Origin of the sequence: Streptomyces sp. NPDC088762, from assembly GCF_044750905.1 — a bacterium.
In the GTDB taxonomy this organism is placed as follows: Bacteria; Actinomycetota; Actinomycetes; order Streptomycetales; family Streptomycetaceae; genus Streptomyces.
Map to the genome: position 1 here is coordinate 75,418 of NZ_JBIVKT010000022.1, position 16,656 is coordinate 92,073.

14 protein-coding genes and 1 pseudogene are annotated in these 16,656 nt (G+C 74.0%); 8 read left to right on the forward strand and 7 right to left on the reverse strand.

Annotated features, from left to right (window positions below; translation table 11 throughout):
- Positions 1 to 146 precede the first annotated feature (146 nt).
- Positions 147 to 956 carry an SGNH/GDSL hydrolase family protein gene (locus ACIP5M_RS33325; protein ID WP_401203995.1) on the forward strand — a complete coding sequence of 270 codons (810 nt, stop codon included), beginning with the start codon at positions 147 to 149 and terminating at the stop codon, positions 954 to 956.
- Here ACIP5M_RS33325 and ACIP5M_RS33330 read toward each other — a convergent pair.
- Positions 926 to 2,653 carry a serine/threonine-protein kinase gene (locus ACIP5M_RS33330; RefSeq protein ID WP_401203997.1) on the reverse strand — a complete coding sequence of 576 codons (1,728 nt, stop codon included), beginning with the start codon at positions 2,651 to 2,653 and terminating at the stop codon, positions 926 to 928. The genes ACIP5M_RS33325 and ACIP5M_RS33330 overlap by 31 nt on opposite strands.
- Positions 2,654 to 2,933: 280 nt before the next feature.
- On the opposite strand from ACIP5M_RS33330, the gene ACIP5M_RS33335 reads away from it, so the two are divergent.
- Positions 2,934 to 3,203, forward strand: coding sequence for a hypothetical protein (locus tag ACIP5M_RS33335; RefSeq protein ID WP_030720225.1), 270 nt, complete (start codon positions 2,934 to 2,936; stop codon positions 3,201 to 3,203).
- A 53-nt stretch (positions 3,204 to 3,256) separates the two neighbouring features.
- Here the strand turns inward: ACIP5M_RS33335 and ACIP5M_RS33340 are convergent, their stop codons facing one another.
- The 3 genes from ACIP5M_RS33340 to ACIP5M_RS33350 all read right to left on the reverse strand — a co-directional run bounded on the left by ACIP5M_RS33340 (position 3,257) and on the right by ACIP5M_RS33350 (position 6,312).
- Positions 3,257 to 4,453 carry a CaiB/BaiF CoA transferase family protein gene (locus tag ACIP5M_RS33340; protein WP_401204001.1) on the reverse strand — a complete coding sequence of 399 codons (1,197 nt, stop codon included), beginning with the start codon at positions 4,451 to 4,453 and terminating at the stop codon, positions 3,257 to 3,259.
- A 96-nt stretch (positions 4,454 to 4,549) separates the two neighbouring features.
- The gene (locus ACIP5M_RS33345; RefSeq protein WP_401204004.1) at positions 4,550 to 5,347 is read right to left on the reverse strand and encodes an ABC transporter permease; all 798 of its coding nucleotides are present in this window, start codon (positions 5,345 to 5,347) and stop codon (positions 4,550 to 4,552) included.
- Positions 5,344 to 6,312 carry an ATP-binding cassette domain-containing protein gene (locus tag ACIP5M_RS33350; RefSeq protein WP_401204007.1) on the reverse strand — a complete coding sequence of 323 codons (969 nt, stop codon included), beginning with the start codon at positions 6,310 to 6,312 and terminating at the stop codon, positions 5,344 to 5,346. Before ACIP5M_RS33350 ends, ACIP5M_RS33345 begins: the two co-directional genes overlap by 4 nt.
- Positions 6,313 to 6,387: 75 nt before the next feature.
- Here ACIP5M_RS33350 and ACIP5M_RS33355 point away from each other — a divergent pair, with 75 nt between their 5' ends.
- Entirely contained in the window at positions 6,388 to 7,116 is a 729-nt protein-coding gene (locus ACIP5M_RS33355; RefSeq protein ID WP_401204010.1) for a TetR/AcrR family transcriptional regulator, read from the forward strand.
- A gap of 24 nt (positions 7,117 to 7,140) precedes the next feature.
- Here the strand turns inward: ACIP5M_RS33355 and ACIP5M_RS33360 are convergent, their stop codons facing one another.
- Positions 7,141 to 8,271, reverse strand: coding sequence for a type ISP restriction/modification enzyme (locus ACIP5M_RS33360; RefSeq protein ID WP_401204161.1), 1,131 nt, complete (start codon positions 8,269 to 8,271; stop codon positions 7,141 to 7,143).
- A gap of 135 nt (positions 8,272 to 8,406) precedes the next feature.
- Between ACIP5M_RS33360 and ACIP5M_RS33365 the strand changes: the two genes are divergently transcribed.
- Positions 8,407 to 8,577 carry a hypothetical protein gene (locus ACIP5M_RS33365; protein ID WP_401204013.1) on the forward strand — a complete coding sequence of 57 codons (171 nt, stop codon included), beginning with the start codon at positions 8,407 to 8,409 and terminating at the stop codon, positions 8,575 to 8,577.
- Positions 8,578 to 8,653: 76 nt separating this feature from the next.
- On the opposite strand, the gene ACIP5M_RS33370 is transcribed toward ACIP5M_RS33365, so the two are convergent.
- A complete protein-coding gene (locus ACIP5M_RS33370; protein WP_401204015.1) occupies positions 8,654 to 9,403 on the reverse strand; it encodes a GntR family transcriptional regulator in 750 nt (249 codons plus the stop codon).
- Between the two features lie 45 nt (positions 9,404 to 9,448).
- Positions 9,449 to 10,780 (reverse strand): homogentisate 1,2-dioxygenase, encoded by a 1,332-nt coding sequence (hmgA, locus tag ACIP5M_RS33375; RefSeq protein ID WP_401204018.1) that lies wholly within the window; start codon positions 10,778 to 10,780, stop codon positions 9,449 to 9,451.
- Between the two features lie 179 nt (positions 10,781 to 10,959).
- Here hmgA and ACIP5M_RS33380 point away from each other — a divergent pair.
- From ACIP5M_RS33380 to ACIP5M_RS33395, 4 genes and pseudogenes are all read left to right on the forward strand, one after another.
- Positions 10,960 to 12,966: pseudogene (locus tag ACIP5M_RS33380) on the forward strand (right-handed parallel beta-helix repeat-containing protein); the annotation flags it as partial.
- A gap of 782 nt (positions 12,967 to 13,748) precedes the next feature.
- Positions 13,749 to 14,567, forward strand: a complete 819-nt coding sequence (locus tag ACIP5M_RS33385; RefSeq protein ID WP_401204163.1) for a hypothetical protein — start codon at positions 13,749 to 13,751, stop codon at positions 14,565 to 14,567.
- A gap of 62 nt (positions 14,568 to 14,629) precedes the next feature.
- Positions 14,630 to 15,940: a hypothetical protein gene (locus ACIP5M_RS33390; RefSeq protein WP_401204021.1), complete on the forward strand. Its 1,311-nt coding sequence runs from the start codon at positions 14,630 to 14,632 to the stop codon at positions 15,938 to 15,940.
- Positions 15,941 to 15,975: 35 nt separating this feature from the next.
- Entirely contained in the window at positions 15,976 to 16,596 is a 621-nt protein-coding gene (locus ACIP5M_RS33395; RefSeq protein WP_401204166.1) for a TetR family transcriptional regulator, read from the forward strand.
- The last annotated feature ends 60 nt before the right edge of the window (positions 16,597 to 16,656 follow it).

The window sequence follows — 16,656 nt, forward strand, 5'->3', positions numbered from 1 at the left end:
CCTCTTCAAACACATCGGGCGTGAAGATTCCGGCCACAACTCTGCGCGGAATATTCTTGGCATGGACACTTCCAGTGGCCCTCGGCTCCTTGTACCACGGACTCAGCAGTAACTCCGGAGTAACCCCCACAAGGAGCCGCACCCCCATGAGCACACGTCTCGCGCGCTTTGCTGCCCTCACCTCCTCCGTCTTACTCGCCGCCGGCGCCGCCCTGCTGGGCGCGGGCCAAGCAGCCGCCGCCCAGGCCGACTTCGGCTACGTCGCTCTCGGCGACTCGTACTCCTCCGGCGTCGGCGCCGGCGGATACGACAGCGGGAGCGGCGACTGCAAGCGCACCACCCGGGCCTACCCCGCCCTGTGGGCCGCGGCCCATTCCCCGCAGAGCTTCGCCTTCACCGCCTGCTCGGGCGCCCGTACGAACGACGTCCTCGCCAACCAGCTCGCCCCGCTCAACTCCGGCACCGACCTGGTCTCCCTCACCATCGGCGGCAACGACGCCGGATTCGCGGACGTCATGACGACGTGTGTGCTGCAGTCCGAGTCCACCTGCATCAACCGGGTCAACCAGGCCAAGGCGTACGTGGACTCCACCCTCCCCGGCCGGCTCGACCAGGTCTACGACGCCATCGACAGCCGCTCCCCGAACGCCCACGTCGTCGTCCTCGGCTATCCCCGCTTCTACAAGCTGAACGGCTCCTGCGTCGCGGGCCTGACCGAAGGCGAGCGCAGCGCCATCAACGGCGCCGCCGACTACCTCAACGCCGCCATCGCCAAACGCGCCGCCGACCATGGCTTCACCTTCGCCTCGGTCGCCGGAGCCTTCACGGGCCACGAGATATGCTCCGGCGACGCGTGGCTGCACAGCCTCAACTGGCTCAACATCGGGGAGTCCTACCACCCCACGGCAGCCGGCCAGTCCGGCGGCTACCTGCCCGTCTTCACGAACGCGGCCTGACCGGGCCCCGCCGTCGGCGGGGTCGGTGACACGCTCGTGCCAGGGGAGGAGGCCCCGCCCGTCGGGGTCGCCTCCCGGCACTCCACGGAAGTCCCCACCCAGTCGGTGGTCACCTCCACCGGTCCCCGCACCTCCAGCCGGACCGCGTCCTCGAAGACCGCCCCCGGCACGTGCGTGAGCTCGGTGTGCTCCAGCCGCCGGCTCCTGGGCCCGGCCTCCTCGTACGTGACGGACTGCCAGCCGGGGCCGGACGTCTTCCCGCTCCGCGTGGCCCAGCGGTACTCCAGCACGGCCGGGAGCCGTTCCATCTCGACCGTGGCGGTGAAGGAGGGCGCACGCTCCGCGGGCGGCGGGCAACTGCCGGTGTAGACGGTCCGCACGGCATCGACGTACACCGACACGTGCTGCCCGGAAGCAGCCGAAGCCGAAGCCGAGACGGACGCCGAAGCCGACGCCGACGCCGACGCCGAAGCGGACGGGCCGGCGGAAGGGGGCGTGGTCGCGGACCGGGCGGTGGTGGTCGCCGAACCGCTCGGGCCGCCGCCGCCCCCGCCGCTCCCCTCGCCCGCACGGTCCTTCAGCAGCAGCCACCCCAGCGCGACCAGCGCCAACAGCAGCAACGCGATCCCGGCGGCCAGCACCAGCCCCGCCCCGCCGCGCCGGTCCCCGGGCGAGTGCGGCGGCCCGGCCGGTGTCGGCATCGGCGGCGTGGGCGCCCCGTACGGTGATCCCACCACGCCGTGCCGGTGGTCGCGCCGGTGGTCGGGCCCGTGGTCGCGGCGGTGGTCCTGCGCGGTGACCGCCGGGGAGTCCGGCCCCGACGCCGCCCCGCCGAAGGCCCGTACGGCCCCGCCCGCACCCACCACCCGCAGCATCCGGGCCGCCTCCGCCGCGGACAGCCGCTCGGCCGGGTCCTTGCGCAGCAGCCCCTCCAGTACGGGCTCCAGCGGCCCGGCGCGCCGCGGCGCGGGCGGTTCCCCGTCCACCACGGCCCGCAGCGTGTCCAGCGGGGTCGCCCGCCGGAAGGGCGAGACCCCCTCGACGGCCGCGTACAGCAGCACCCCCAGCGACCACAGGTCCGACTCGGGCCCCGGATCGCTCCCCAATGCCCGCTCGGGCGCCAGGAATTCGGGGGAGCCGACCACCTCGCCCGTCATGGTGATCGCCGAGGAGCCCTCCAGGCTCGCGATCCCGAAGTCGCTCAGCACCACCCGGCCGTCGTTGGCGATCAGCACGTTCGCGGGTTTGACGTCGCGGTGCAGCACCCCCGAGTCGTGCGCGGAGCGCAGCGCGGCCAGCAGCTGTTCGCCGAGGTGCGCGGCCCGCTGAGGGGTCATCGGACCCTCGGCCTCGAGCACGTCGGCCAGCGTGAGCCCGCGGACCAGTTCCATCACGATCCACGGCCGGCCGCCCTCGGAGGCCACGTCGTAGACCGTGACGACCCCGCGGTGCGAGACCCGGGCCGCCGCCCAGGCCTCCCGCTCCAGGCGCCGGTACATCCGCCGGAGTTCCGCGGGCTCCATTCCGGCCGGCGCCCGCACCTCCTTGACGGCGACCTCACGCGCCAGGACCTCATCCCTGGCGCGCCAGACGATGCCCATCCCGCCGCGGCCGAGGGGTTCCAGCAGCCGGTACCGGCCCGAGATGACACGATCGGGGCTCGATTCCCCGCTCGCACCCGACACGTTCCCACTCACACGAGCCCCCCATGTGTGTGCGCATGCGCCCCTATGTCATAAAGCGGTCACTCCAAGTTAGCGCAGAGTGCGACAAGTGGCCCCTGTCGCGACGTTGCTCGTGCCGCGAACCCCAACTGTGCCGTTTTTGTGCGGAGAGTAACGGTCGACTCCGCTGAGTAATCGTCAACTACCCGTCGCCACAGGGGTAATTCACACCACCGGGATACCCGAGCGCGGCGCGGGGGCGATAGGGTTAACCTGCCCGGGCCGGGTGCCCTCGTACGGGTGGGGAGAGAACATGGAACAGATAGCAATGCGCAGCAGGCCGCCCCGCGTGCCTGCCATCACCTGCGGCAGCGGCGCGACCAGCTCGCGCCTCGACCGTCATCTCGCCGTGCTGGGCGGTCCCGCCGTCCCGCACCGGGAGACCGCCGAGGCGACCCTGCTGATGCGCGAGCTCACCTCCCGCGACCACACGCACCGCCTGCGGAGCCGGAGCGCGCGCGTCTCGCTCTTCGCGCCGCTGCGCCGCCTGCGTCGCACGCTCTTCGGCAGCCGCCGCTCGTAACCGTCCCCGACCGAGGCCCTCCGGCCCCGGTCCCGGCCCCGGCTCCCCGGCCCCTACGCGATCACACCGTCCCGGCGAAGCTCCGAGATCTGCGCTCCCGTCATCCCCAGGGAGCGCAGCAGGGGTTCGGTGTGCTCACCCAGCGCGGGCACCGCACCCATGTGCGGTGCCGCGCCGCCCGGCAGCCCGATCGGCGGCAGCAGGGCCCGCAGCGGGCCGGCCGGCGATCCCACCTCCCGCCAGCGGTCCCGGGCCGCCAGCTGCGGATGCGCTGCCAGCTGGGCCACCGAGTTCAGCCGCGCGCAGGCGATGCCCGCCGCCTCCAGCCGGCCGATCGCCTCGTCCGCGCCCAGCCGGCCCAGCGCCTCCGCGACCACCGCATCGGTCTTCTCCCGGTTGCCGGTGCGCGCCGCGTTCGTCGCGTAGGCCGGATCCTCCGCCAACTCGGGGCGCTCCAGCACCTGTTGCGCCAGCCGCCGCCACTCCCGGTCGTTCTGCACCGACAGCAGCACCCGGTCCCCGTCGGCCGTCGGGTAGGCGTCGTACGGCGCGATCACCGCGTGCGCCAGACCGGTGCGCACGGGCTGCTCCCCGCCGTGCATCGTGTGGTGCAGCGGATGCCCCATCCACTCGGCCAGCGCGTCCAGCATGGACACCTCCACCCTGCCGCCGCGCCCGGTGACCCCGCGGCGCAGCAGGGCGGCGAGCACCCCCGAGAAGGCGTACATGGCGGCCGCGATGTCCGCCGCCGGGATCCCCGCCTTGACGGGCCGCTCCGGAGTGCCGGTGACCGAGACCAGCCCCGCCTCGCACTGCACGAGCATGTCGTAGGCGCGCTTGTGGGCGTACGGGCCCTCGGCGCCGTAGCCCGAGACGTCGACGGCGACCAGCCGCGGGTAGCGCGCGCACAGCGCCGCCGAGTCGAGCCCGAGCCGGGCCGCGGCGCCCTGGGCGAGGTTCTGCACGAAGACGTCGGCGCCGTCCAGCAGGCCGTGCAGCACCTCCCGGCCGCGCGGGTCCTTCAGGTCCAGCGCGATCGACTCCTTGCCGCGGTTGGCCCACACGAAGTGCGAGGCGAGGCCCTGCGCGGTGGTGTCGTAGGCGCGCGCGAAGTCGCCGCCGTCGGGGCGCTCGACCTTGACCACCCGGGCGCCGAGGTCGGCGAGCTGGCGGGTGGCGAAGGGGGCCGAGACGGCCTGTTCGACGGCGACGACGGTGATGCCGGCGAGGGGGAGCGGTTCGGTAGCCATGGGGTCTGCCTACCGGGTCGGACCATGATCTGTCACCCGTGCGGAGTGAAGAGATCCGCCCGGACCATCCGATTCAGGAGGAGCGTGCCGGCCGGCTCAGCCCCGGCCCCGCGCGAACCTGCGGGTGGCGAGCGGCGCGAACACGGCGAGCAGGACCACCGACCACAGCAGCGCCCCGGCGACGGGATGGGCGGCGGGCCAGGCGGCGCCCGCCGCGGACCCGCCGGCCTCGCCGCCGGCGTTTCCGCACAGTACGCGGACCGCCGTGGCCACGGCGCTGATCGGGTTCCACTCCGCGACCGTGCGCAGCCACCCGGGCAGCCCGGCGGTCGGCAGGTACGCGCTGGACAGCATCGGCAGCACGAAGGTGGCGCTGCCGAGCTGGCCCGCCGCCTCCTCGCTCCTGCTCAGCAGCCCGAGGTACGTGCCCACCCACGCGGTGGCGAAGCGGAACAGCAGCAGCACGCCGAGGGCCCCCAGCGCGCCCGGCAGGCCGTTCTCGATCCGCCAGCCCATCGCCAGCCCCACCAGCATCAGCGGCACCATGGAGACCGCCGTGGTGAACAGGTCTGCGGCGGTCTGCCCGAGCGGCACGGCGCTGCGGCTCATCGGCAGGGTCCGGAAGCGGTCCATCACCCCCCGGTGGGCGTCCTGCGCGGCCGTGAACATGCCGGTCATCAGCCCGTTCGCGGCGGTCGCGGCGAGCAGTCCCGGGAGCAGGAACTCGCGGTACTCGGCGCCCGGCATGGCGAGCGCGCTGCCGAAGACGTAGCCGAAGAACAGCAGCATCGTGATCGGCATGGTCTGCGTCAGGATCAGCAGGGCGGGGGCGTGCCGGGCCTTCTGGAGCTGGCGGGTCAGGACGGCTCCGCCGTCGGACAGCAGGGTGCTCATGCCGCGTGCTCCTTCTCGGCGGGGACGGTCGGGGTGCCGGTGAGGCGCAGGAACACCGCGTCCAGGGTGGGCGGCCGCAGGGCGGCGTCGGTGACCGGGACCCCGGCCCGGTCGAGCTCGCGGATGATCCGGGGCAGGGTGAGCGCGGTGTCGAGGACGGTGACGCCGACCGTGAGGCGCTCTTCGTCGAGCACCGGCCGGCCGCCGGTGAGCTGGTCGAGTACGACGGCGGCGCCGGTCAGGGCCTCGCGTGCGGTGACCGCGACCTCGGCGTAGGAGCCGATCCGGGCCTTCAGCACGGCCGGGGTGCCGGTGGTGACGGCCCGGCCGCGGTCCACGACCACGATGTCGTCGGCGAGCCGGTCGGCCTCCTCCAGGTACTGGGTGGTCAGCAGCACGGTGGTGCCCTCGGCGGCGAGGTCCCGTACCGCCGTCCAGATCTGCTCGCGGGCCGCCGGATCGAGGCCGGTGGTGGGTTCGTCGAGGAAGAGCACGCGGGGCCGGGTGATCAGCCCGGCGGCCAGGTCCAGGCGCCGCTTCATGCCGCCCGACCAGGTGGAGGCCACCCGGTCGGCGGCCTCGCCCAGCCCGAAGCGCTCCAGCAGTCCGTCGGCGCGGGACCGGCCCGCGGGGCCGCGCAGTCCGGCGAGCCGGGCGAAGAGGCGCAGGTTCTCACGGCCGGTCAGGTCCCCGTCGACGGAGGCGTACTGGCCGGTGACTCCGATGGCGCGGCGCACGACCGCGGGCTCGCGGGTGACGTCGTGGCCGGCGACGAGGGCGCGGCCGCCGGTGGGTGTGGTGAGGGTGGTGAGGATCCGGACGGCGGTGGTCTTGCCGGCGCCGTTGGGGCCGAGGAGCCCGCAGACCGTGCCCTCGGGCACGGCGAGGTCAAGGCCGCGCAGCGCGTGGACCTGCCCGTAGCTCTTCTCCAGCCCCTCACTAAGTACGGCGTACGTAGTTGTCATGTGCGGCACCCTACCTCACTACGTACGGCGTACGTAACCAATACTGGGGGCGAGACGGACGAGGTGATGTGAGCGATGGCAGCCGGTGGGCGACCCGCCGAACCCGAAGTGATCTGGGCCCGCCCGCAGCGGGCCGGCCGCGGCCCCCGGCCCGCGCACAGCCGCGAGTCGATCGCCGCGGAAGCCGTGCGGATCGCGGACGCGGAGGGGATCGATGCCGTCTCCATGCGGCGCGTGGCGGCCGGGATCGGCGCCGGGACGATGTCCCTGTACAACTACGTGCCGCGCAAGGAGGACCTGTACGAGCTGATGGTCGACGCGGTCAGCGGGGAGTACGAGTTCACCGCGCCGACCGGCGACTGGCAGGCCGACCTGCTGGCGCTCGCCCGCCAGACCCGGGCGCTCATGCACCGGCACCCCTGGGTGCCCCGGCTGCTGAGCCCGGTGTACGGCTTCGGCCCCAACGCCCTGCGGTACCTGGAGCACAGCCTCGCCTGCCTGGTCCCGCTGGACGCGGCCGGCCCCGAGAAGCTGGAGCTCGTCGCGGCCGTCAACGGCACGGTGGCGACCTACGTGACGGGTGAGCTGGCGCTCGCCGAGCGGGCCCGGACGCTGCCCTGGAGCGAAGCCGCCGAACAGCGCGTACGGACGGCCTGGCTCGGCTCGCGCCTGGCCACCGGGGAGTACCCGCTGCTGGCCGGGGCCCTCGCCGGCGGCATCGAGCCGGTCCCCGGGGCGGGGCTGGACATGGCCGCCGTGTTCGAGCGGACGGTGTCGAGGCTGCTGGGGGCCTGGGCTCCGTAGCGCCCCGGCTTTCCGTGCGCCGGGTCAGAGCAGGGCGAACTGGCCGCCCGGCCCCTCCTCCTGGTGGTCCAGGACCGAGGCCGGGCGCCTGCTCCAGGCCGGCGGCGGCAGCACCCCGGCGGCGCGCAGTTCGCCGGCGGACAGCGCGGGACCCGGCTCGAAGGCGGCCCGCTCCGGGGCCAGATCGGCCAGCAGCGCCAGCGTCGTGACCAGGGCCAGCAGCTCCGAGGTCCAGCTCTGGGGCCACTCGGCCGGACCCAGCGCCTCCAGCCCGTCCGCGTCCGGGGCGCGGTGCGCGCTGCGTGCGGCGAACCAGGACTCCAGCACCCGCACCCCCTGGACCTCGTACTCCCAGGCGCCCGCCGGGACGGGCGACACGGTCCCGCCGCCGAAGCCCAGCGTCTCGCTCCCGGCCTCGTACGTCACCTCGTGCGGCCACGCCACGAGCGCGGAGCGGACGTACGGGCGCCGCCCGCCGGGCAGCCGGGGCGGCTCGCCGCCGCGGGCTCCGCGCAGCCGGACGGTGAGCAGCCGCCGGCCCAGCTCCAGCCCGGCCCGCCAGCGCCCGGGATCCGCGGCGAGCGGGACCTCGTACCCCCGCGGACCGGGGCGGCCCGCGGCGAGGGCCCAGCACAGCACGTCCTCGGGGGTGACCCGGCCGCCGTACCGCTCGCCCAGCAGGGTCAGCAGGCCCGGCGCGAGATTCGGCTCGGCGCCTGCGGGGCGGCGGTGCAGCGGACGGATCCGGCCGAGCCGGCCGGCCGGGAGGTGCGCCGTGACCACCAGATCGGCGCCCGGGGCTTCGACGGTGAACAGCTGGTGGTCGTCCCGGACCCGCCACAGCTCGGGGCGGGCGGTGTCGATGAGCCGCTGGTCGGGCAGCAGCCACTGCTCGTCGAAGGGGTCGCGCAGGACGCGTACGGGATCGGGGCAGGGGCCGGGCTCGTCGGCGAAGCGGGCCGTGGAGGCGGAGCGCCGGCCCGGCAGCGCGGCCGCGCCGGCGGCGGGGGTACGGCTGCGGCTCGGGCGGAACAGCCGCTCCCGCTCGGCCCCTTCGGCGCCGGTCAGGGCGGCCCAGCGGGTGCGCAGGGCCGCCGGATCGGGTGCGGCCACCCAGTCCCGGCCCAGGCGCAGGCCGCCCACGGCCCAGGGCATCAGATCGTCCAGCAGCGGTACGTCTTCGCTCACGCCGCCGATGGTAGCGACGGCCCCGGTGGCCGGGCTCCGGTCAGGCCGAAGCGCTACGCTCCTTATGTACGTGTACGTACCGTATCGACCGAGGAGACGGTCATGAGTCAGTACGACGAATACTCGACTCCGTCGCAGGCCGAGGGGGAGCGCCTCGACGAGGACATGGACGAGAAGCAGAGGGCGCAACGGCACCACCCCGACACGATGCGGACCACGCCGTCGCAGGCGGAGGGCGAGCGCTCCAAGGACGACGAGGAGCGGAAGCAGTAGGCGGTCTGGCGATCGGCGGTCCGGGGGTGGGCGGGCCGCCGATCGGTGGTCCGGCAGGCCGGAGCTCCGGTGGGCGTCAGTGCGCGTCGACCGTCACCGTGAAGGAGAACCGGTCGCCGCGGTAGCGGATGCGCGCCACGTCGACCACCCGCCCGTCCTCGTCGTAGGTCACGCCGGTGTAGTGCAGGATCGGACTGAGCAGGGGGACCTGGAGCAGTTCGGCCGTCTCCGGGTCCGCCAGCCGGGCTTCGACCGTGTCCGTGATGCGGCTGATCCGCACCCCCACGACGTCCCGCAGCACCTTGGTCATCGGCCACCGTTCGAGATCGGCGAGCGCCACCGCCTCGGCGAACTCCGGAAGGACCGCGTTCTCCACCCAGTTCGTCGGCTCTCCGCTCTCCCGGTCGAGGCGCAGCCGGCGGTACGTGACGACCTCCGGCGTGTCCGGGAAGTGGTCCAGCAGCTCCCCGGACACCGCCGTCCGCCCGTGGCCGAGGATCGTCGTGACGTCGCCCGACTGCTGGGCCACGATCGCGTCGACCGAGCCCAGCAGCCGGACCGGGGCGCTGCGCCGTGCACCCGGCTCGATGAAGGTGCCGCGCCGCCGGTGCCGGCTGATCAGCCCCTCGCCCTCCAGCTCCTTGAGCGCCTGCCGCATGGTCAGCACGCTGACCCCGTAGTGCTCGGCGAGCTGCTCCTCCGTGGGCAGGCGCAGAGAGGCGTCCGGGGTGCGCCCGAGTATCGAGGCGCGCAGCGACTGTGACACCTGGTACCAGAGCGGAAGCTTCCGGTTCAGCACCAGCGAGTCGGGGGCGAAGGCGGTCACGGGTGGTTCTCCGTACGGCTGGACGGGGGCGGCGTGCTGCGCATATTAGGCGCGGAAGTGGCGCTGGAGACCCTGCCAGACGTCGTCGTATCCGCGCTGGAGGTGCTCCGCGCCGGCCGCCTGGGCGGTGGCGGTGATCGGCCAGCGGGTTTCGAACATGAAGGCCAGGCCGTCGTCGATCTTCTGCGGCTTCAGCTCGGCGGCGCTGGCCCGGTCGAAGGTCTCCCGGTCCGGGCCGTGCGCCGACATCATGTTGTGGAGCGAGCCGCCACCGGGGAGGAAGCCTTCGGCCTTGGCGTCGTAGGCGCCCTCGATCAGGCCCATGTACTCGCTCATCACGTTGCGGTGGAAGTAGGGCGGGCGGAAGGTGTCCTCGCCGACCAGCCAGCGCGGGGCGAAGACCACGAAGTCCACGCCCGCGAGGCCGGGGGTGTCGGAGGGCGAGGTCAGCACCGTGAAGATCGACGGGTCGGGGTGGTCGTAGCTGATCGAGCCCAGGACGTTGAAGCGGCGCAGGTCGTAGACGTACGGGACGTGGGTGCCGTGCCAGGCGACGACGTCGAGCGGGGAGTGGTCGTAGGTGGCCGCCCAGAGGTTGCCGCAGAACTTGTTGACCACCTCGGTGGGGCGCTCGACGTCCTCGTACGCGGCGGCCGGGGCCCGGAAGTCCCGGGCGGCGGCGAGGCCGTTGGCGCCGATCGGGCCCAGGTCCGGCAGCTCGAAGGGGCGGCCGTAGTTCTCGCAGACGTACCCGCGGGCGGCGCCGTCGCCGGCGGCTTCGCCGTCCAGCAGCTCGACCCGGAAGCGGACGCCGCGCGGGATGAGGGCCACTTCGCCGGGCCGGGCGGCGAGCAGGCCGAGCTCGGTGCGCAGGAGCAGGCCACCGCGCTCGGGGACGATCAGCAGCTCGCCGTCCGAGTCGCTGAACACCCGGTCGGTCATGTCCGCGTTGGCGGCGTAGAGGTGGATGGCCATGCCGCTGCGCTGGGCGGCGTCGCCGTTGCCGCCGAGGGTCCACAGGCCGGCCAGGAAGTCCGTGCCGGGGGCCGGGTCGGGCAGGGGGTTCCAGCGCAGCCGGTTCGGGTCCGCGACGGCGTCGGTGAAGGGCGCGGTGCGCAGGGTCCCGTTGTCGATGCGGGTGAAGGGCGGGTGCGCCGCCGAGGGGCGGATCCGGTACAGCCAGGAGCGGCGGTTGTGGCTGCGCGGCTCGGTGAAGGCGCTGCCGCTGAGCTGCTCGGCGTAGAGGCCGAGCGGTGCGCGCTGGGGCGAGTTCCGGCCGTGCGGCAGCGCGCCGGGTACGGCCTCCGAGCTGTGCTCGTTGCCGAAGCCGGTGAGGTACTCCAGCCCCTCCGCCGTCTTCCTGGCCTGCTCGGTCATGTGGTGCTCCCGCTCCGTCGAAGGAATCCTATGGTCGACAGTAGGATTCCGCGGCCCGCGCGTCAACGGCGCATCGAAGGAAGCGCGGGCGGAGCGGGGGAGGGGCGGGACGGGGTGGGTGCAACGGATTCGCGCATGAGGGGATCCCAAAAGATGAACAATGCTCTACTCTCACGCGCATGTCGTGGACCCGCAGGTTCCCTGCCGTGCCGGCGGCTCTCCTCGCCGCCCTCCTCGCCCTCCTGTCCCTCTTCGCCGCCGCGCCCGCCGCCCACGCGCACGAAGAGCGCCCCGTCACCCTCCCCGACGGCTCCGGATCCGTGCCCGAGTACCGCAGGGCGGAGCCCGACCTCGTGGTCTGCAAGACCGACCGCCCCGCCTTCGAACGCCGGATATCCGCCTTCCCGGAGGAGCTGCGGCAGCGCAACCTCGCCCTCTACGAGCGGTGCGAGAAGAGCGGATACCGGCACCTCCAGGAGGCCGTCGACGCCGTCGACCGGCCGGGCATGAACATCGCGATCCTCCCCGGCCTGTACGAGGAGGAGCCCTCACTGCCCAAGCCGACGGGCGAGTGCGCGGAGTTGAAGGCCCCCAACTCGTCGCTCGGCTACCAGATCCTCACCTACGAGCAGCAGGAGCGTTGCCGGCACAACCAGAACCTCGTCGCCATCCTCGGCAAGACGAACCTGCAGATCGAGGGGACCGGCGCGTCCCGCCTGGACGTGGTCATCGACGCCAAGTACCAGAAGCTCAACGCCATCCGCGCCGACAAGTCCAACGGCATCTACTTCCGCAACTTCACCGCCCAGCGCACCACCTTCAACTCGCTCTACGTCCTGGCGGGCGACGGGTTCGTCATCGACGACGTGCTGACCCGGTGGAACGACGAGTACGGCTTCCTGACCTTCGCCAGCGACCACGGGCTCTACAAGAACTGCGAGTCGTACGGCAACGGCGACTCCGGCATCTACCCGGGCAGCGCCTCCAACATCAACGACGGCCGAGGCTACGACGTCCCCCGCTACTCCATCGAGATCACCGGCTGCCACAGCCACCACAACATGGTCGGCTACTCCGGCACCGCGGGCGACTCCGTCTGGGTCCACGACAACGAGTTCGACCAGAACATGGGCGGCGCCTCGATGGACAGCGCCTTCCCCGGCCACCCCGGACTCCCGCAGAACCACGCCAAGTTCGAGCGGAACCTCATCCACGACAACAACCAGGACTACTACGGGTACGTCGCCGACGGCACCTGCGCCAAGCCGCCGATCGAGCGCGGCTACGAGCGGGGCGTCGTCTGCCCGCAGATCTCCATGCCGCCGGGCACCGGCATCATCACCGCGGGCGGCAACTGGAACCTCTACGAGAACAACTGGGTGTACGGGCACCGGCGCGCGGGCTTCTTCCTCTCGGCGGTACCGGCCTTCATCCGCGGCGAGGAGGCGTGGTCCAAGCAGGCGGACACCTCCCACCACAACCGCTACGCCGGCAACGTGCTCGGCAAGGACAGGTCCGGCGCCGCGCGCCCCAACGGCATGGACGTGTGGTGGGACGGCCAGGGCCGCGGCAACTGCTGGCAGGAGGGCCCCGACGGCTCCACCCCGGGCACGCTGCCGCAGTGCGGGGGCGCCCGCGGCGAGGTCTCGGGAGCCTCGGCGCGACTGGTGGGCGAACCGGTGAAGCTCGTCCAGCTCCTCGTCTGCGCCGACTACAACGTCCAGGCGCGCAAACTCCCGGCCGGCTGCGATTGGTACGGCGCCCGGGGTCTGGAGCGGGTCGAGACCCAGATCGCCCTCGCCGTGGCGGGGGTCCTCCTCCTGGTCGGCGGCGTGCTGTGGTGGCGCCGCCTGCGCGGCTCCCGCCTGGGCACGGTGGCCTCCCTCCTGGGCCTGGCGGGCCTGGCCCTGGACGTGGCCGGCTCCACCGCGGGCCTGACCGCCACCGCCGTCCCGGCGCTGGCGCTGACCCTGCTGGGCCTGTGGTGGACGGGCGTGGGCCTGGCCCTGCGCCCCACCCGCCCCTGGCTGGCCCGCCTCACCCTGCTGCTGGCCGCCCTCACCCTGCTGGACGCCTTCGACAAGGCGGTCCTGATGATCCCCTGGACCCCCGTGAGCCCCGCCTGGGCCCGCGCCCTGCTCGCCGTCCTCTGGCTCCTCTGGGCAGCCACAGCCTCAGCCCGCCCCACCACCCCACCCAACCCCCCAACCGAAACCCCCACCCCCACCGGCGCGAGCACCGCCCCTGCAACCACGGACGGTCCCGCTGCCGCAGACGGCGCTCCCGCCAACGCAGGCACCGCCCCCGAAGCAGCGGACGGCGCTCCCGCCGACGCGGTCGCCACCCCCGCCGGCACGGTCGCCAACCCCGCCGGCGCGGGCACCGACCCCTACGCTCGGGCGGCCACCCCCACCAACGCAGGCACGGCACCCCACGCCCTGGCCGCCACCCCCGTCGGCACGGGCCCTGACCCCGACGCCGCCGCCACCCCCGCCGACGCGGGCACCAACCCCTCCGCTCGGGCGGCCACCCCCGCCAACGCAGGCACGGCACCCCACGCCCTGGCCGCCACCCCCGCCGGCACGGGCCCTGACCCCGACGCCGCCGCCACCCCCGCCAACGCAGCCACGGCACCCCACGCCGGGGCCGCCACCGCCGGCACGGGCCCTGACCCCGACGCCGCCGCCACCCCCGCCGACGCGGGCACCGGCCCCCACGCCTCGGCGGCCACCCAGGCCGGCGCAGGCACCGACCGTTTCTCCGCGGACGGTGCTCCCGCCGGCGACCGGGCCCCGAGTTCGGACGGCCTCCCGACCCCACCCCACCCCGCCCCGGAGTCCACCGGAGGGCAGCCGTGAGCGGCTGGGCCGGGGACCGCAGCCGGTGCGACGACTGCGGTACGCCGCCCCGCCCGCGCCGGAGGCCGGGCACGCGCGGCCGGGGCGGTCGGGGCGGTCGAGCGGCGCCCCTGCTCGTCGTGGCCCTGCTGCTCGCCGGGGGAGCGGCGACGGGCTGCGGGGGGCGGGCCACCACCCATCACAAGCCCGGCACCAGCCACGAGCAGGCCTCCGGCAGCGTCGGCACTCTGCTCACCGCCGACGACGGCGCGGGCCACCGGCTCCGCGAGGTACCGGCCGAAGGGGCACCGGAGGTCCAGCTCACCACGCGCCCGGACTCGGAGGACGGCTGGAACCTCCAACTGGCCGTGAAGAACTTCCGCTTCACCCCCGACAGCACCGGCGGCGCCGCCCTCCCGGGCGCCGGCCACGCCCACCTGGAGCTCGACGGCCGCAAACTGGCCCGGCTGTACGGCCCCTGGTTCCACCTGCCCGCCGCGCAGGTCCCCGAGGGCACGCACACCCTGACCGTCCGGCTGTACGCGGACGACCACACCGCCTGGGCGGTGTCCGGCAAACCGGTCGAAACCGCCGTCCCGCTGATCGCGGGCCCCCCGGGCCAGGCCGCCCACAGTCACCCCGAGCCCACCCCGACCGGCCCCCCGGAGCCCCCGCAGGCCCCGCAGGCCGACCGGACGGTCACCATCACCGTCCGGGACGGCAGGGTCAGCCCCACCCCCGCCCGCACCGAGCTCAAGCGCGGCGAGCGCGTCGCCCTGCGCGTCACCAGCGACCGCGCGGACACCCTGCACGTCCACGGCTACGACAAGGAACTCGCCCTGCCCGCAGGCCAGGAGGCCACCCTGATCCTGACGGCCGACCGCACGGGCCTCTTCGAGGTCGAGACCCATGAGTCCGCCCTCGTCCTGACCCAGCTCCTCGTCCGATGACACCTTCCGTGCCGCCGCCCCTGCCGCCGCACGCTCAGGCCGGCGGCGGGGGAGGCCAGGGCGTGGTCCCACTCCTGGCCGATCCGCTCACCACCCTCGCGCACGGGATCGGGTCCCAGCACGATCTGCCGATCTCTCCCTTCTACGCCTTCGCCGGGGCCTTCACCGCGCTGTTCGTCTCCTTCCTCGCGCTCGCACTGCTCTGGTCCACCTCCCGCTTCCGCGGCGACCGCTCCGGACTCGCCCTGCCCGCCGTCCTCCAGCGGGTGGCCGACGCGCCGGCCACCCGCACCGCCCTGCGCGGACTCGGGTTCGCCCTCGCGCTCGCCGTGCTCCTCCACCTCCTCCTCGGTCCCGACGACCCCGCGCGCAACCCCGCCGCCGGCGCCGTCTACGTCCTCTTCTGGGTCGGACTCGTCCCCGCCTCCCTCCTCCTCGGCCCCGTCTGGCGCCTGCTCAACCCGCTCCGCACCCTGCACCGCCTCCTCTCCCGGGCCCGGCCCCGGCGGGGTGGCGGCGGCCCCGACCGCCCCCTCCCCGACCGGCTCGGCCAATGGCCCGCCGCCGTCGGGCTCTTCGGATTCACCTGGCTCGAACTCGCCGCTCCCGACCCCGCATCGACCACCACCCTCCTCATCGCCCTCGCCGCCTACACCACTGCCCAGCTCCTGCTCGCCGCCCGCTTCGGCGAGCGCTGGTTCGACGACGGAGACGCCTTCGAGACGTACTCCGCCCTCCTCGCCCGGCTCTCCCCCCTCGGCCGTCGCAGCGACGGCCGCCTGGTCCTCCGCAACCCCTTCCACGGACTCGACGCGACGCCCGAGCGGCCCGGACTCGTCGCCACCGTCTGTGTCCTGCTCGGCTCCACCGCCTACGACGGTTTCTCCGACCACCCGTCGTGGATCAACGTCCTCCAGACCTCCCCCCTCGGCCGCACCCCCACGGCCACACTCGGAATCCTCGGTTCCATCGCCCTCGTCGCCACCCTCTACTGCCTGTGCGCCGCGGCCACCCGCTTCGTCAGCGGCCCGCACCCCGGCCCGCTGACCGCCTTCGCGCACTCACTCGTGCCGATCGCACTCGGCTATCTCGTCGCCCACTACTTCTCCCTCCTCGTGACTGAAGGACCACGCACGGTAAGCATGGCACTCGGCACTGACAACGGCCCCGAACCCTTGTCCCCACTGGATCCCGGGGCCCTCGCCGCCCTCCAGGTCATCGCCGTCGTCACCGGCCACGTGCTCGGCGTCGTCGCGGCCCACGACCGCTCCGTACGCCTCTTCCCGCCCGCCAGAGCGGTCGCCGGCCAGCTGCCGCTGTTCGCGCTGATGATCACCTACACCGTCGGCGGGCTCGGCCTCCTGCTGAACTGAGGCCGCCGCCGTCACGAGAACCCCGGAGCGGCATGATGGACCCCGTGCCTCCCGCCCCCTCCCTGCGCCGTACTCCGATCCAGCAGCGCAGCGCCGACCGGCTCGCCCGGATCCTCGACGCCTGCGCCGAGCTGCTCGACGAGACCGGCTACGAGAACCTCAGCACCCGCGCCGTCGCGCTGCGCGCCGGAGTCCCGATCGGCTCCGTCTACCGCTTCTTCGGCAACAAGCGGGCCATGGCCATCGCCCTCGCCCATCGCAACCTGGACCGCTATGCCGACGGCATCGCAGACCGGCTCGCCGGTCTCCCCGCCACCCACTGGCGGCCCGTCGTGGACGCCGTACTGGACGAGTACCTGGCCATGAAGCGCAGCGTCCCCGGCTTCGCGCTCGTCGACTTCGGCGTGCCCGCGCCCCCGGCCGAGGGCCCCGAGGCCGACCCCAACCACGTGGTCGCCGCGCGTCTCACCGAACTGCTCTGCGCCCACCTCGGTCTGACTCCCGACGCCACCCTGGGGCGGGCGGTCCTCGTCTCCGTCGAGGCCACCGACGCGCTGATCCAACTGGCCTTCCGCGCCGACCCCGCAGGAGACCCCGACATCGTCGCCGAGACCCGGGCGATGATGCACGCCTACCTCGCCCGCGTACTGGACTGAACCCGGCGGCGGCATCCCGCTCCGGCCGGCTCCCGCAGAACCCTCGCGCCCGTCCCTACC

Excerpts from the sequence above, each read along its gene's own strand:
- ACIP5M_RS33325 (WP_401203995.1), top strand. The coding sequence starts at position 147 with ATGAGCACACGTCTCGCGCGCTTTGCTGCCCTCACCTCCTCCGTCTTA.
- ACIP5M_RS33335 (WP_030720225.1), top strand. The coding sequence starts at position 2,934 with ATGGAACAGATAGCAATGCGCAGCAGGCCGCCCCGCGTGCCTGCCATC.
- ACIP5M_RS33340 (WP_401204001.1), bottom strand. The coding sequence starts at position 4,453 with ATGGCTACCGAACCGCTCCCCCTCGCCGGCATCACCGTCGTCGCCGTC.
- ACIP5M_RS33345 (WP_401204004.1), bottom strand. The coding sequence starts at position 5,347 with ATGAGCACCCTGCTGTCCGACGGCGGAGCCGTCCTGACCCGCCAGCTC.
- ACIP5M_RS33350 (WP_401204007.1), bottom strand. The coding sequence starts at position 6,312 with ATGACAACTACGTACGCCGTACTTAGTGAGGGGCTGGAGAAGAGCTAC.
- ACIP5M_RS33355 (WP_401204010.1), top strand. The coding sequence starts at position 6,388 with ATGGCAGCCGGTGGGCGACCCGCCGAACCCGAAGTGATCTGGGCCCGC.
- ACIP5M_RS33360 (WP_401204161.1), bottom strand. The coding sequence starts at position 8,271 with ATGCCCTGGGCCGTGGGCGGCCTGCGCCTGGGCCGGGACTGGGTGGCC.
- ACIP5M_RS33365 (WP_401204013.1), top strand. The coding sequence starts at position 8,407 with ATGAGTCAGTACGACGAATACTCGACTCCGTCGCAGGCCGAGGGGGAG.
- hmgA (WP_401204018.1), bottom strand. The coding sequence starts at position 10,780 with ATGACCGAGCAGGCCAGGAAGACGGCGGAGGGGCTGGAGTACCTCACC.
- ACIP5M_RS33395 (WP_401204166.1), top strand. The coding sequence starts at position 15,976 with ATGGACCCCGTGCCTCCCGCCCCCTCCCTGCGCCGTACTCCGATCCAG.